Source organism: Kitasatospora sp. NPDC127121, assembly GCF_042677305.1.
GTDB lineage: Bacteria > Actinomycetota > Actinomycetes > Streptomycetales > Streptomycetaceae > Kitasatospora.
In genome coordinates, this window is record NZ_JBHXTQ010000010.1 from 48,541 (window position 1) to 62,464 (window position 13,924).

General features: G+C 74.6%; 13 protein-coding genes. 3 read left to right on the forward strand and 10 right to left on the reverse strand.

The window, feature by feature from the left end:
• Nucleotides 1-118: 118 nt before the first annotated feature.
• From ACFVHI_RS08275 to ACFVHI_RS08290, 4 genes are all read right to left on the reverse strand, one after another.
• The gene (locus ACFVHI_RS08275; protein ID WP_380336880.1) at nucleotides 119-1,993 is read right to left on the reverse strand and encodes an LCP family protein; all 1,875 of its coding nucleotides are present in this window, start codon (nucleotides 1,991-1,993) and stop codon (nucleotides 119-121) included.
• A gap of 12 nt (nucleotides 1,994-2,005) precedes the next feature.
• A complete protein-coding gene (gene nadD, locus ACFVHI_RS08280; RefSeq protein WP_063347543.1) occupies nucleotides 2,006-2,638 on the reverse strand; it encodes a nicotinate-nucleotide adenylyltransferase in 633 nt (210 codons plus the stop codon).
• Nucleotides 2,639-2,762: 124 nt separating this feature from the next.
• Nucleotides 2,763-2,918, reverse strand: a complete 156-nt coding sequence (locus ACFVHI_RS08285) for a hypothetical protein (protein WP_167745857.1) — start codon at nucleotides 2,916-2,918, stop codon at nucleotides 2,763-2,765.
• A 152-nt stretch (nucleotides 2,919-3,070) separates the two neighbouring features.
• Nucleotides 3,071-3,217, reverse strand: a complete 147-nt coding sequence (locus ACFVHI_RS08290) for a hypothetical protein (RefSeq protein ID WP_159398425.1) — start codon at nucleotides 3,215-3,217, stop codon at nucleotides 3,071-3,073.
• A gap of 248 nt (nucleotides 3,218-3,465) precedes the next feature.
• On the opposite strand from ACFVHI_RS08290, the gene ACFVHI_RS08295 reads away from it, so the two are divergent.
• Nucleotides 3,466-4,560 (forward strand): M48 family metallopeptidase, encoded by a 1,095-nt coding sequence (locus tag ACFVHI_RS08295; RefSeq protein WP_063347544.1) that lies wholly within the window; start codon nucleotides 3,466-3,468, stop codon nucleotides 4,558-4,560.
• Nucleotides 4,561-4,773: 213 nt separating this feature from the next.
• On the opposite strand, the gene ACFVHI_RS08300 is transcribed toward ACFVHI_RS08295, so the two are convergent.
• A complete protein-coding gene (locus tag ACFVHI_RS08300) occupies nucleotides 4,774-6,171 on the reverse strand; it encodes a DUF2079 domain-containing protein (RefSeq protein ID WP_380336885.1) in 1,398 nt (465 codons plus the stop codon).
• A 129-nt stretch (nucleotides 6,172-6,300) separates the two neighbouring features.
• Here ACFVHI_RS08300 and ACFVHI_RS08305 point away from each other — a divergent pair, with 129 nt between their 5' ends.
• Entirely contained in the window at nucleotides 6,301-6,978 is a 678-nt protein-coding gene (locus ACFVHI_RS08305) for a response regulator transcription factor (RefSeq protein ID WP_380336888.1), read from the forward strand.
• Nucleotides 6,968-8,548, forward strand: coding sequence for a sensor histidine kinase (locus ACFVHI_RS08310; RefSeq protein WP_380336891.1), 1,581 nt, complete (start codon nucleotides 6,968-6,970; stop codon nucleotides 8,546-8,548). Before ACFVHI_RS08305 ends, ACFVHI_RS08310 begins: the two co-directional genes overlap by 11 nt.
• Here the strand turns inward: ACFVHI_RS08310 and ACFVHI_RS08315 are convergent.
• The 5 genes from ACFVHI_RS08315 to proB form a co-directional block, all read right to left on the reverse strand.
• Nucleotides 8,545-9,603, reverse strand: coding sequence for a hypothetical protein (locus tag ACFVHI_RS08315; RefSeq protein ID WP_063347548.1), 1,059 nt, complete (start codon nucleotides 9,601-9,603; stop codon nucleotides 8,545-8,547). The two genes, ACFVHI_RS08310 and ACFVHI_RS08315, sit on opposite strands and share 4 nt — an antisense overlap.
• A 116-nt stretch (nucleotides 9,604-9,719) precedes the next feature.
• On the reverse strand, nucleotides 9,720-10,298 hold the full coding sequence (locus ACFVHI_RS08320) for a hypothetical protein (RefSeq protein WP_063347549.1): 579 nt from the start codon (nucleotides 10,296-10,298) through the stop codon (nucleotides 9,720-9,722).
• 123 nt (nucleotides 10,299-10,421) lie between these two features.
• The gene (locus ACFVHI_RS08325; protein ID WP_063347550.1) at nucleotides 10,422-11,744 is read right to left on the reverse strand and encodes a glutamate-5-semialdehyde dehydrogenase; all 1,323 of its coding nucleotides are present in this window, start codon (nucleotides 11,742-11,744) and stop codon (nucleotides 10,422-10,424) included.
• A 95-nt stretch (nucleotides 11,745-11,839) separates the two neighbouring features.
• On the reverse strand, nucleotides 11,840-12,364 hold the full coding sequence (locus ACFVHI_RS08330) for a hypothetical protein (protein ID WP_363369892.1): 525 nt from the start codon (nucleotides 12,362-12,364) through the stop codon (nucleotides 11,840-11,842).
• Between the two features lie 168 nt (nucleotides 12,365-12,532).
• Nucleotides 12,533-13,669 carry a glutamate 5-kinase gene (gene proB, locus ACFVHI_RS08335; protein ID WP_063347552.1) on the reverse strand — a complete coding sequence of 379 codons (1,137 nt, stop codon included), beginning with the start codon at nucleotides 13,667-13,669 and terminating at the stop codon, nucleotides 12,533-12,535.
• Nucleotides 13,670-13,924: the final 255 nt, after the last annotated feature.

Sequence of the window (13,924 nt, forward strand, 5' to 3'; positions counted from 1 at the left end):
GCTCGGCGGCTTGGGGGGCGACCCCTGGCTCCTGGCCGGGGGTCGCCTTCCAGGATCTCACGCCGCCCGGGCGGCCCCGGAACGCTTTTCCGGGGCCGCCCGGGCCGGAGGCCGCGGCCTACTGGCTCTTCGGCGGCTGGTAGTCCTTGCCGAGCACGACCACCAGGTCCGCGTTCTGGGCGTCGCCGACCTTCTTCACCGCCGTGTCCGGCAGTCCGAGGCTGATCGCCAGCGACTTCGCCGCGGCCTGCCGGGCGTCGTCGGTGTAGCGGATCTCACTGGCGGCCTGCGCGGCGGTCTTGGAGCCGGGCAGGAAGGTCAGGCCGGAGTTCACGATCTGGACCTGTGCGGCGGCCGCCGCCTGGTCGTTGCCGGTGGCGTCCTGGAGCGAGACCCGGGCGGGGGCGTCGGCGGAGGCCGCGGACTTCACGGTGCCGCCGAGCACGTCCTTGACCTGCTTGCCGGCGGTGGCCTCGTCCAGGCCGCCGTCCGGTTTGACGGTCAGCGCGGTGGTGCCGAGGTGGCCGTCCTTCGCCTGCTGGGCGAGCTGGGCGAGCACACCGGCGAGGGCGTCCTCGGGCAGCGAGGGGTCGAGCACCGCGTTCATCCGGTGCACGTCGTCCTTGGCGTCCTTGAACTCGGTGGGCATGGTGCGCACCACCGCGTCCATCACCTGTCCGAACCGGGCCAGTTGGGCGTCCCGGTTCTCGCCGGTCGCCTGGAGGGTGGCGTACGCGACCGCGGCCTTCCCGTTCAGCAGGGTGTTCTTGCCGGCCGCGGACAGCAGCTTGCCGTCCGGCTTGCCGCCCTCGTGGGTCTCGGCGTTGGTGTCCACCCGGACGCCGCCGAGCTGGGAGACCAGCATCTCCAGGTAGGGGGTGTCCAGCCGCCAGGTGCCCGCGACCGGGGCGCCGAGCACGGTGGACAGGCCGTCGCGGGTCGCGGAGGCGCCGATGCTGTCCATGGCCTGGCCGACGGTGGTGACCGGCGGGTCGCCGGGGCCGGGCAGCCGCAGGGTGTCGGGCAGCAGGAGCACGGTGCCCTTCTTCCCGGTGGAGTCGTTGACCAGCAGCGCACTGGAGACCTTGCCCTGGAGGTCGCGCAGGTGGACCACGCTGACCTGGCGCGGACCGGCCGCGCTCGCCGCGGTCTGCTTGTCGCCGGTGAACCAGAGGTAGCCGCCGGTGCCGGCCGCCGCGAGCGCCACCACCACGCCGAGGCCGATCAGCCGGTTGCGCAGCCGGCGGCGGCGCTCGGCGCGCACCTCGCTGCGGGACTCGGCGAACTTCAGCCAGTCGATGACGTCCTCGGACTCCTCCCCCTCCTCGTCGACGAAGGTGAACTCGTCCGTGGGGTAGTCGTCCTTGGCGGCCTTGCCACCAGGCTTGCCGCCCGCCTTGCCGGCCCGGGCCCCGCCGACCAGTTCGGACGGCGGCTCGGGCTTGGCGCCCGCCGCCTCGGCGGCGGGCCGGGGCACGCGCGGGCGCGGCGGCGCGGGGGCGACGGGGGCGCCGGGCGCGGACGCGACGGGCGCAGGCGCGACGACGGCCTCGGGCTCGACCGCCGCCGGCGCACCCGCCGCCGGGTAGGCCTGCTGCTGGTAGCCGCCCCCGGCCTCCGGCCCGGGCGACCCCCATGCGCCGTACGCCGGGTCCTGGTAGCCGTAGCCCCCCTGCTGCTGGTACGCCTGCACGGGCTGCCCAGGCTGCACGGGCTGCCCGTACTGGTCGTACTGCTGCTGGTCGTACTGCTGCTGCAGGGGCTGCTGGTACGCCTGGTACGGCTGCTGCTCCTGGTAGCCGCCGTACGGGTCCCCCGTGTACACCGGCTGCCCGTACTGGTCGTACTGCTGCTGGTCGTACTGCTGCTGCTCCGGGACCTGTTCGGGCTGCTGCTGGTAGCCCCCCTGGTACTGCTGGTACTGCCCGGTCGACCAGTCCTCCGGCTGCTGCTGGTGCTGGTGCTGCCGGCCTCCGCCGCTTCGCTCGGTCACGCCCGCTCCTGGTCAGGTCCGGTGCGGCGCGTAGAGCGCCCGCTTGTCGATGTAGCGGACCACGCCGTCCGGGACGAGGTACCAGACCGGTTCGCCCTTGGCGACCCGGTTGCGGCAGTCCGTGGAGGAGATGGCCAGCGCGGGGACCTCGACCAGGGAGACCCCGCCCACCGGGAGTCCGGCGTCCGACAGGGTGTGTCCCGGGCGGGTGCACCCGATGAAGTGCGCGAGCGAGAAGAGCTCGTCGGAGTCGCGCCAGGACAGGATCTGGGCGAGCGCGTCGGCGCCGGTGATGAAGAAGAGGTCGGCGTCCGGGTGCTGGGAGTGCAGGTCGCGCAGGGTGTCGACGGTGTACGTCGGGCCCTCGCGGTCGATGTCGATCCGGCTGACCGAGAACTGCGGGTTCTCGGCGGTGGCGATGACCGTCATCAGGTAGCGGTCCTCGGCCGGGGTGACGTGGCGGTCGCTCTTCTGCCACGGCTGCCCGGTCGGCACGAAGATCACCTCGTCCAGGTGGAACGCGCTCGCCACCTCGCTGGCGGCGACCAGGTGGCCGTGGTGGATCGGGTCGAAGGTGCCGCCCATCACCCCGAGGCGCTTCTTCACCGGTTCCGGTCCGCCGGGATTCCCGGCCTGCTCTCCCATGCCGCCACACCTTACGCGACGCCCGTTACGGTGCGGGAACGCCCGGGTGGGGGTTGTCCGAAGACGCGTGAGGGAGCGGCCGGCCGGTACGCCGGACGCTCCCCGAGCGGCCCCGGGAGGCGGCTCAGCGGTCCCGGTTGAAGCGGGTGGTCACGAAGAGCAGGAGCGCCAGGATGAACAGTGCGGCGCCACCCGTCAGGTACGGGTTCAGGCTCTCGTGGTTGCCCCCCTCGCTCTCGGCGAGCAGGTTCAGGACGGGGAGTGCGGCGGCAGTGTTCATGGTCGGCGGGACCTTCTCGGCTCGGGTGAACGGACCAGGGGTTCTTCCGGGCCGGTGAAGGCCCACCTGTCATCGTACGGGGGCTTACCCGGCAACCGCTCGGCGGCCCACCGCCGCTGACCGGGCGTGAGCCCGAACCGGGGCGGCGGTGCTCAGTTGCCGCGGAAGGCCCGCGCCATGATCCAGACCAGCAGGCCGACGCCGACGAACGACGCCACCACGATGATCCGCAGGAACAGGCCCGGGCCGGCCTCGTTGGAGATGGGTGCGGCCAGGCTGACAAGCGCGTCGGTGGACATCTGCGGGGCTCCTCGAACTGCTCGGTACCGCGGCCGGATCCGGTCTCGGTTCTCCAGGACATTCAGGGTAGACCGGCCTCACACCCGCGCCGCCCACCGGCCCCTGCGGCGTGGCCCGGCCCGCGCGTACGCTGCCCGCGGGGACGAGTACGCAACCGCGGACGTTGCAAGGACAGTCGTTGCAGGCGTAGACCAGCGGGGGCCGGCCGCCGAGCCGGGGCCGCCGTCGACCAGGAGGTACTCAGACCATGACCGACCCGACCGCGAAGACCCCGAGCCGGCGCCGCCAGCGCTTCCCCGACATCTCCACCCGCGCCTGGGAGCACCCCGCGGACCGTTCCGCCCTGGTCGCCCTGCGCAAGCTCACCGGCTTCGACGACGTCCTGCGGAAGCTCGCCGGGCTGGTGTCCGAGCGCTCGATCCGGCTGATGTTCCTGGCCACCGCCGTGAAGACCTCCGAGCGCCAGTTCCCCGAGCTGTACGACATGGTGCGCGACGCCGCCTACGTGCTCGACCTGGAGCAGGTCCCGGACCTGTACGTCACCCAGGACCCGACGGTCAACGCGTACTGCATCGGCATCGACACCCCGATCATCGTGATCACCAGCGGCCTGATCGAGCTGCTCGACGAGGAGGAGCTGCGCTCGGTCATCGGCCACGAGGTCGGCCACGCGATGTCCGGCCACGCGGTCTACCGGACGATGCTGATGATCCTCACCAACATCGCCACCCGGGTCGCCTGGGTGCCGCTCGGCAACCTGGCGATCATGGCGATCGTCACCGCGCTCAAGGAGTGGTTCCGCAAGGCGGAGCTGTCCAGCGACCGGGCCGGCCTGCTCGCCGGGCAGGACGTCCAGGCGTCCATGCGCGCCCTGATGAAACTGGCCGGCGGGCACAATCTGGCCGAACTGAACGTCGACGCCTTCCTGGAGCAGGCCGAGGAGTACGACAAGGCCGGCGACCTGCGCGACGGCGTGCTCAAGCTGCTCCAGCTGCTGCCGCAGAGCCACCCGTTCGCGGTGGTACGGGTCGCCCAGCTGAAGAAGTGGGCGGAGAGCGACGAGTACCGCTCGATCCTGGCCGGCGCCTACCCGCGCCGCACGGACGACCCGGACACCTCGGTCGGCGAGCAGTGGAAGGCCGCCGCCGACCACTACACGACCTCGGTGAAGGAGAGCAAGGACCCGCTGATGGGCCTGATCCGCGACGTGGCCGGCGGCGCCGCGACCGTCGGCGGCAAGCTCCGCGACACCTTCGCCGACACGTTCACCGGCGGCTCCCGCGGCGGTTCCGCCACCCGCGAGGACGGCCGCACCGACCGGGGCGAGCGCACCGACGGCTGACCCGCCGCACCCGCGCCGACGGGCGGGGCACCCCGCCCCGGGGCCCCGGCCGTCGGCCAGCCGGGGGCGACCCCCGCGGCCCGTGGTTCACCCCCCCCCCCCCCCCCGCCCCCCCCCCCCCGTGGGCCCGCCCCCCGCGCGGCCCCCCCCCCCCCCCCCGGCGCGCCGCGGCCCCCCCCCGCCGGGGCCCCCGGGCCGTCGGCCTGCCGGGGCCTACCCCGGCTGCCAGTGGTACACCGCCACCCCGGCCCCGTCCGCCACCCGCCGGTACCCGCCGCCGTCGACCAGCCCGGCCAGGAACCGCCGCTGCTCCGCCACCGGCACCGGGAAGCCGTCCGGCTCCTCCAGCACCGCCACCCACTCCGCCACCGGCCGCCCCCAGCCGCCCGGCCCGGCCGCCCCGCCCGGCCCGCCCGGCGGCGTCAGGTACGGGAACAGCGACACCGTGCAGCGCCCGGTCAGCTGCGGCGCCAGACGGTTGGCGGCGGCCACCCGGGCGCCGTCCGGGACGACCGCCAGCACCCGGCGCACCTGCGCCGCCCGCCCGTCGCCCCGCCAGGCGTCCCCCGACAGCACGCCCGCCACCGGGCCGGTCGCGGTCAGCGCCACCGTGACGGCGAGCATCCCCGCCGCCACCGGCAGCCCCCGGCCCAGCCGGGACAGCCGGGGCAACAGCAGGCCCGCCCCGTGCAGCCCCGCCGTGCACAGCAGCGGCACCAGCACCGCGTCGTAGTGCTGCCCGGTGCGCCAGAACGCCGGATTGTCCACCCAGAACCGGGCCGCCAGCAGCACGCCCGCCAGCAGCACCAGCGGCGAGCGCAGCGCCAGCAGCAGCGTCGGCGCCAGCAGCAGCAGGACGGTCAGCGCCTTGACCGCCGGGAACAGCAGCCGGACCAGCGGGTTCCCGCCGCCGTACTCCCCCATGTGCCCGTACGTGTACTCGCCGCCCGGGTTGAGCGCCGGGATCACCACCAGGGTGACCAGCAGCCCGGCCGCCACCGCCACCAGCACGGTGACCGCCCCCAGCCGGCGCCGCCCGCGCCACCACACGTAGCCGCCGACCGCCGCGACCAGCAGCGCCTGGTCCTCCTTGACCAGCAGCAGCGGCAGCGCCCACGCCACCGCCGGGCCGTACCGCTCCCGGGCCAGCGCCACCACCGCGCACGCCGCGAGCGGCACCGCGAAGGCCACCTCGTGGAAGTCGAACGCCACCGCGCTCTGCAACCCCGCCGACAGCCCGTACGCGACCCCGGCGACCGCCCCGCCCGCCGGCCCCAGCACCCGCACCGCGTACCCCGTCACCGGCACCGCGGACAGCGCCACCAGCACCGCCTGCGCCACCAGCAGCGTGCCCGCCCCCGGCCAGACCCGGTAGAACGGCGCCAGCACTGCCAGCACCGGGCTGAAGTGGTCGCCCAGGAGGTTGAAGCCCGTGCCCTTCAGCGCGACCACCGGTGCTTCGAGCCGGGCGTAGGCGCGCACCGCCTCCTCGAAGATGCCCAGGTCGAAACCCGCACTCTCCAACCGGCCGTATCTGGTGAGCGAGACGGCCGCGTACAGCGGGGCGAGCAGGGCGGCCACCGACCACGGCAGCACACGTCGGAAATCCATGACCCGGACGCTAGGAATTCCCCGCTGAAGGGAAACTGAGGAAAGCTGAGGAAAACTTCAGCTCGGATATCCCGGGCAAGCCGGTCAAGGCCGTTGCGGGAAAACGGAATTCCCCCAAGGATGTCCGTCATGCGGCTACTGATCATCGAGGACGAGGAGCGGCTCGCGCAGTCCCTGAGGCAGGGGCTGGCGGCCGAGGGATATGCGGTCGACCTGGCCCACGACGGCGTCCGGGGGCTCGAACTCGCCCTCACCGAGCCCTATTCGGCGATCGTGCTCGATCTGATGCTGCCCGGCCTCAACGGCTTCAAGGTCTGCCGCGAACTGCGCACCGCCGGGAATTCCGTACCGATTCTGATGCTCACCGCGAAGAACGGCGAGTACGACGAGGCCGAGTCGCTGGACTGCGGCGCGGACGACTTCCTCAGCAAGCCGTTCTCCTACGTCGTGCTCACCGCCCGGCTGCGCGCCCTGCTGCGCCGCGGCGCCGCCGCCCGCCCGCCGGTGCTCGCGGTCGGCGCGCTGCGGATCGACCCGGCGGCCCGCCGCTGCACCGCCGCCGACCGACAGGTCCGGCTCACCACCAAGGAGTTCGCCGTGCTGGAATGCCTGGCCCACCGCCCCGGCGAGGTGGTCCCCAAGGGCGGCATCCTGGACACCGTCTGGGACGCCGCCTTCCGGGGCGACGTGAACATCGTCGAGGTCTACATCGCCGCCCTGCGGCGGAAACTGGACGTGCCCGGCGTCGGCTGCCGGATCGAGACGGTGCGCGGCGCCGGATACCGGCTGGTGCCCGATGCGCACTGACCGTCTCCGCCCGCTGCTGCGCCCCTGGCACCGCTCCTCGCTCCGCGTCCGCGCCGCCCTCGGCGCGGCCCTCGCCTCGGTGCTGGCCTTCTCGGTGGCCGCCCTCTGGGTCGGCGGCGCGGTCCACGACCAGTGGACGGCGGTCGCCGAGAAACAGGCCCAGGACAGTGCCGAGCTCGTCGCCCACGACATACCCACCGGCGCCCAGACCTGGACCTCGACCCTGAAGGAGTCGTTCCTGCTGGTACTGGCCGATGGCCAGGTGGCCTTCCCGCTATCCCCCAACGGCCGGGCCAGCATCACCATCTACCCCAACAAGAAGGGGCTCGGGCCCAGCACCCTGCTGGGCGAGTACGCGGGCCTGCCACCCGAACCCTTCGCTCCCCTCCCGCCCTACCCCCAGGACGTCTCCCCCGCACACACCGAGCAGGTCCGGATCACCCTGCCCGACCACACCCGGCTGTGGCACTGGCCCGAGAACGGCCCCTCCCTCACCAGCCGGGACGTCACCATGGTCAAGCGGGTCACCGACCCGGTCTCCTCCCAGGCCCTGCGGCAGTACACCGGCATCCTGGGCCTGCCGGAGCAGCGCGTCACCATCTACCTGCTGGTCAACCCCACCGTCGCCGACCAGGCCGAGGACCGGATCACCGGCATCCTGCTGCGCTACGTGCTGCCCGGCGCCACCCTGTTCACCGCCCTGATCGCCTGGCTGGTCACCGGCCTGGCGCTGCGGCCGGTGGAGTCGATCCGCCGCGGCATGGCCCGGATCGGCGCCGGCGCCTTCCACGAGCGGGTCCCGGTGCCGCCCTCGCGGGACGCCATCGCACGGCTGGCCGAGACCACCAACACCACGCTCGGCCGCCTGGAACACGCGATCGACGAGCAGCGCCGGCTGGTCTCGGACGCCTCGCACGAGCTGCGCAGCCCGCTGGCCGCGCTGCGCAACTCGCTGGAGGTGCCGCTGGCCCACCCGGCGGGCGTGGAGTGGCCGCAAGTGGTGCGCGACGCGCTCACCGGCACCGAGCGACTGCAACTGCTCACCGACGACCTGCTGCTGCTCGCCGCCGTCGAGGAGCCCACCGGGCCGCTCGGCGGCGAGCCGGTGGACCTCGCCGACCTGGTCGGCGAGCAGGTCGCCGAACGCGCCCACCCGTCCACCGGCGGGCCCGCCTTCCTGGCCGTCTCCCTGGAGCCCGCGCCCGTCCCGGGCAGCGAGCTGCGGCTGGGCCGGCTGGTGCGCAACCTGCTCGACAACGCCGCCCGGCACGCCGGCACCGCCGTCGCGGTCTCGGTGACCGTCGAGGACGGGCACGCCGTGCTGACCGTCACGGACGACGGCCCGGGCATCCCGCCCAAGGACCGGGAGCGGGTCTTCGACCGGTTCGTCCGGCTGGACGACGCCCGCTCCCGCGACGCCGGCGGCGCCGGCCTGGGCCTCGCCCTGGTCCGCTCGATCGCCCGCGGCGTCGACGGCACCGCCGCCTTCACCGACCCGCCGCCGCCCGGCCCGGGCGCCCGCGCGGTGGTCCGCCTCCCGCTCGCCGCCGGCGCCCCGGACAGGGACTAGGGCGCGAGCACCCCGCACACCTGCCAGGCCGGCTGCGCGTGGTTGCCCGGATCGATCGGCGCCGGCGGCGGGACCTGGGTGCCCTGCGGGGTGGCCAGCACCGGCTGGAGGAAGCCGGCCATCGAGGTGGTGCAGGGCTCCGGCCCGGCCTGGATCACCGAGTCCACCAGCCGCAGCTGGGCCGAGGCCAGGTCGACCCGGTCGAACTGGAAGGTCAGCTGCCGCCGGACGGTCTCCAGGGTGACGGGCGCACCGGCCGCGGCTCCGGCCGGCTTCAGCGCGTAGACGAAGGTGTGGTCGGTGGTGATCTGCAGCGTGCCGCCGTCGGCCTCGTCGATCCGCATCGCGCCGGTCACCTTCACGGTGTCGGCGGCCAGCGCGACCTGCGCCGGGTCGAAGCGCACCAGCCAGCCGGTCAGCGCGTGGTGCCGGTCGTCGACCGACTGGGTCACGCTGGTGTCGAACTGGGCCTGCTCCCCGGGGGTGACGAAGGCCCGCACATCGGCGGTCGCGCCCTGGACGAGGGTGGCCGGGGCCAGCGAGGAGGCCACCAGGTAGCGCTGGACGGTGTCGAGCGCCTTGGTCACCTCGACCCGGCTGAAGTGCTCGGTGGCGGCCCCGGTCGGGGTGCCCAGTCCGATCGCCCCGTCGCTGTACCCGACCGGCAGCGCGGCGAACGGATTGGCCGGGTCGGCGACCGGCCGGACCACCGAGGCCGGGCTCAACGCGACCAGGCTGACGGTCAGTTGGCTGCCCTCTGGCCGCGCCGAGATCCGGTTCGGCGAGCTGACCCCGAAGTACACCGCGGCTCCGAAGGCCAGCAGCACGAGCAGTAGCAGGGCGAGCGCCTGCCGCGGCACGCTGCCCAGCGGGCCGAACCGCACCCGTGGGCGGGTCGCCCGGCCGAAGGACCCGGCCAGCCGCTCCCGGGCGGACAGCTCCTGGATCCGGGCAGCCCGGACGAAGGACTCGTCGAAGACGACGGACCGGAACTCGTCCTCATTGCCGGAACCACCGTCGGGCGCACCCTCAGGAGGCTCTCGCGGGTCACCCATGACACCAGGGTAAGGCGCGCCCTCGCCCCTCCACGAGGGTGCGACCGCAGATTCCCGGGAACGCCCCGCAACCGCCCGCCCCGGCGCGCACCACCCCTGCGCCACGCCCTACGACGTCACCCCGCAGGTGCCGTGACCACGAGCGACGGCTCGGCTGGCGCGGGCCTCGGGTCGGTCCCGGGGCTGCTGCTGCCGGACTCCGGGCGCCGGGGCGCGCCGGAGGAGCCGCCCACGCCCTGGTAGATCGCCGCGACCGCGACGGCCACCAGGCTCACGCCCATGATCACGGCGAGCACCCAGGCCACCGGCCGGTGCCAGCGCTGCTGGGCCACGTACCGCCCGCGCCCGCGCCCCGGGTCGTAGCCGCGTCGGCGCCGGCCCGGGCGGCCGGTCGCCCGGCCGGGGCCCGACCAGGGATCGGGGTACAGGTGGTCGTCGTCCAGTCCGCTCGGGTGCGGGCGCAGCTCCAGCGGCAGCCCGTCCCCTGCGGTGACGTCATAGCCCCAGACCGGGCCCGCGGTGTCCGGCTCGAACCGGGCCTCGGCGGCGGCGAGCTGCCGCTCCTTGGCCGTCGGCTCGTGCACGGCGGCGGACCGGACGAAGGCCTCATCGAAGACCACGGTGGCGAACTCGTCGTCCGCACCACCGTGGTCGGCGCCGTCGGGGTACGGCGAGCCCCCCACATCGTCAGCCACGGATTCAGCGTATTACCGGGCGGCCGATTTGTCTGTGGCTCATCGCAGTTGGTCCGTCACACGTGTGACGCGGGCCGCTGCCGACCGCCCCGGGGCCCGGCCGGCCCGCCGCGCGGGCCGCGCTCAGCGCGCGTCCGCGTCCCCGCCCACGGTCTGCGTCGCCTCGCCGCGCACGTGCCCGTCACCAGTGACGATGTACTTGGTGCTGGTCAGCTCGGGCAGGCCCATCGGGCCGCGGGCGTGCAGCTTCTGGGTGGAGATGCCGATCTCCGCGCCGAAGCCGAACTCGGCGCCGTCGGTGAAGCGGGTGGAGGCGTTGACGGCCACCGTGGTCGAGTCGACCAACCGGGTGAAGCGCCGGGCGGCGGCCTGCGAGGTGGTGACGATCGCCTCGGTGTGGCCGGAGGACCAGCGGCGGATGTGCTCGACGGCGGCGTCCAGCGAGGGCACCACGGCCGCGGCCAGGTCGTAGGACAGGTACTCGGCGCCCCAGTCCTCGTCGGTGGCGGGCACCACGGTGGCGGCGCCGCCCTCGGCGGCCTTGAGCACCGCGTCGTCGCCGTGCACGGTCACCCCGGCCTCGGCGAGGGCGGCCAGCGCGAGCGGCAGGAAGGCGTCCGCGACGTCCTGGTGGACGAGCAGCGTCTCGGCCGCGTTGCAGACGCTGACCCGCTGCGCCTTGGAGTTCAGCAGGATGCCGACGGCCATCGCCAGGTCGGTCTGCGCGTCCACGTAGACGTGGCAGTTGCCGGTGCCGGTCTCGATCACCGGCACGGTCGAGCCCTCGACCACCGTGCGGATCAGCGAGGCCCCGCCGCGCGGGATCAGCACGTCGACCAGGCCGCGGGCGCGCATCAGCTCCTGGACGGAGTCCCGGCTCTCGCCCGGGACGAGCTGGACGGCGTCGGCGGGCAGCCCGGCCGCGGCGACCGCGTCCCGCAGGACGGCGACCAGCGCGGTGTTGGAGCGGTAGGCGGAGGCCGAGCCGCGCAGCAGCACGGCGTTGCCGGACTTGAGGCAGAGCGCGGCGGCGTCCACCGTGACGTTCGGCCGGGCCTCGTAGATGATGCCGACCACGCCGAGCGGCACCCGCACCTGGCGCACGTCCAGGCCGTTGGGCAGGGTGTAGCCGCGCAGGACCTCGCCGACCGGGTCGGGCAGGCCGACGACGTCGCGCACGTCGGAGGCGATCGCGGCGATCCGCTCGTGGTCGAGGCTCAGCCGGTCGATCACCGACTCGGCGGTGCCGGCCGCGCGGGCCCGGGCCACGTCCTCGGCGTTGGCGGCGGTGATCTCGGCGCTGCGGGCCACCAGGGCGTCCGCGATCGCCAGCAGCGCGGCGTCCTTCGCCTTGCGCGGCAGCGGGGCGAGCGCGGCGGCGGCCTCCCGGGCTCGGCGCGCTACGGCGAGGACGGGGCTGTCGGCGGTGGCGAGGTCGCTGGTCATGCGCCAAGGGTAGCGACTGCGCAGGGCCCGCCGAGCGGCCATTTCGCCTGGCGGGACGGCCCGGTGAGACGGTTCTCCCCTGCGGCTCGCCCCCCTCAGTACGGGTGCACCCCGCCCAGGTGCGGCGGCGGATCGCCGAAGCCCTCCGCCACCCGCTTGTGGTACGTCGCCCGGTCGACCACCTCCAGGCCGACGATCTCCCACGGCGGCAGGTTCGCGGTGACCTTGTGCTCGCCCCACAGCCGCAGCGCGATCGCCGCCGCGTCGTGCAGGTCCCGGGCCTGCTCCCAGTACCGGATCTCGGCGTGGTCGGCGGCGTAGCGGGCGGTGAGGAAGAACGAGTGGTCGTACGCCAGCCGCTCCAACGAGACGCGCAGCGAGGACAGCGGGGTGACCTGCCCGGACACGCTCAGCACCACGTGCCAGAGCCTGGCCTGCTCGGGCACGGTGGGCGGCTCCCCCGGGTCCGCGTGCTGCGACCGCGGCCTGCGCGTCCCGCCGGGCCCCTGCGGCGGCGGACCGGCCGGCTCGGCGGGTCCGTCCCCGCGTCCGCCGTCGATGCTGGTCAGCCGCCGGCCCGCCGTCCCTGCGGTCAGCGTTGCCTCGCTTCTGCGTTCCACCGGCGGCCTCCTGTTCGGCGATGTCGTGTCGTCCCCCGCACCGGACCCGCCGGCCCGCGGCCGACCGGTACGGCTGCACCGCTCCTCGCCCGCGGCCGGGCCACTCCCCGTACGGAGCGGCCCGCCGACCGCGCTCAACCGATCGGCCGGTACCGGCACACCGGCCGGTCAGCCGCGCAGAACGACCAGGTCGTCGCGGTGGACGACCTCACGCTCGTACGCGGCGCCGAACTCCTGGGCCAGGTCGCGGGTGGACCGGCCGAGCAGGCGGGGCAACTCCCTCGCATCAAAGTTGACCAGTCCGCGAGCCACGATGTGGCCGTTTTCGGCAAGAAGGTCCACCGGATCACCCGCCGTGAACTCCCCGTCCACCTTGGTGACCCCGGCGGGCAGCAGCGAGGCGCCGCCGGAGACGACGGCCGTGACGGCGCCCGCGTCGAGGTGCAGGGCGCCGCGCGGGCTGCTCGCGTGGGCCAGCCAGAGCATCCGGTCGGAGGTGCGGCTGCCGGTGCGCAGGAACAGGGTGCCGGTGCGCCGTCCGGCCAGCGCGTCGGCGGCCTGGCTGGCGGCGGTGAGCACCACCGGGATGCCCGCGCCGGTGGCGATCCGGGCCGCCTCGACCTTGGTGACCATGCCGCCGGTGCCGACGCCGGCCTTGCCCGCGCTGCCGATCTCGACGCCGTCGAGGTCGTGCGGGCCGCTCACCTGGTCGATCCGGCTGGTGCCGGGCCGGGCCGGGTCGCCGTCGTAGAGGCCGTCCACGTCGGAGAGCAGCACGAGCAGGTCGGCCCGGACCAGGTGGGCGACCAGCGCGGCCAGCCGGTCGTTGTCCCCGAACTTGATTTCGGCGGTGGCGACGGTGTCGTTCTCGTTGACGATCGGCATCGCGCCCATCGCCAGCAGCTGGTCGAGGGTGCGGTAGGCGTTGCGGTAGTGGGCGCGCCGGCTGGCGTCCTCGGCGGTGAGCAGCACCTGGCCGACCCGGATGCCGTACCGGGCGAAGGAGGCGGTGTAGCGGGCGACCAGCAGGCCCTGGCCGACGCTGGCGGCGGCCTGCTGGCGGGCCAGGTCCTTGGGCCGCTGGTCCAGGCCGAGCGGGGCCAGACCGGCGGCGATGGCGCCGGAGGAGACGAGGACGACCTCTGGCGCGTCCGGGCGGCTGCGCACCTTGGCCAGCGCGTCCACCAGGGCGTCGACCCGGTCGGCGTCCAGGCCGCCGGCCGCCGTGGTGAGGGAGGAGGAGCCGACCTTGACGACGATCCGCCGGGCGGTCAGCACCTCCTCGCGCAGTGAGTCCTCGCTCATCTCGCTGTACGCCCTTCCGGTGTGGTGCGGGTGCGGCGGGCCGGGCCCGGCCGTCACCCCCGAAATCTACGCGATCCGCGCAGGTCGCCCGCAGGGTGTTTCACCGGCTGGACCGGCGCCGCCACGGCCGGGCCGCCGGTCCGGACGGCCGGCACGGCCCGGCCGACCCGCTGAAGCCCCGGGCCTCCCGAGCGAGGTGACGCTCCGTCAGTTCTGGACGGGGGCCGGACACGCGAACGGCCCCCACCGCCCCGG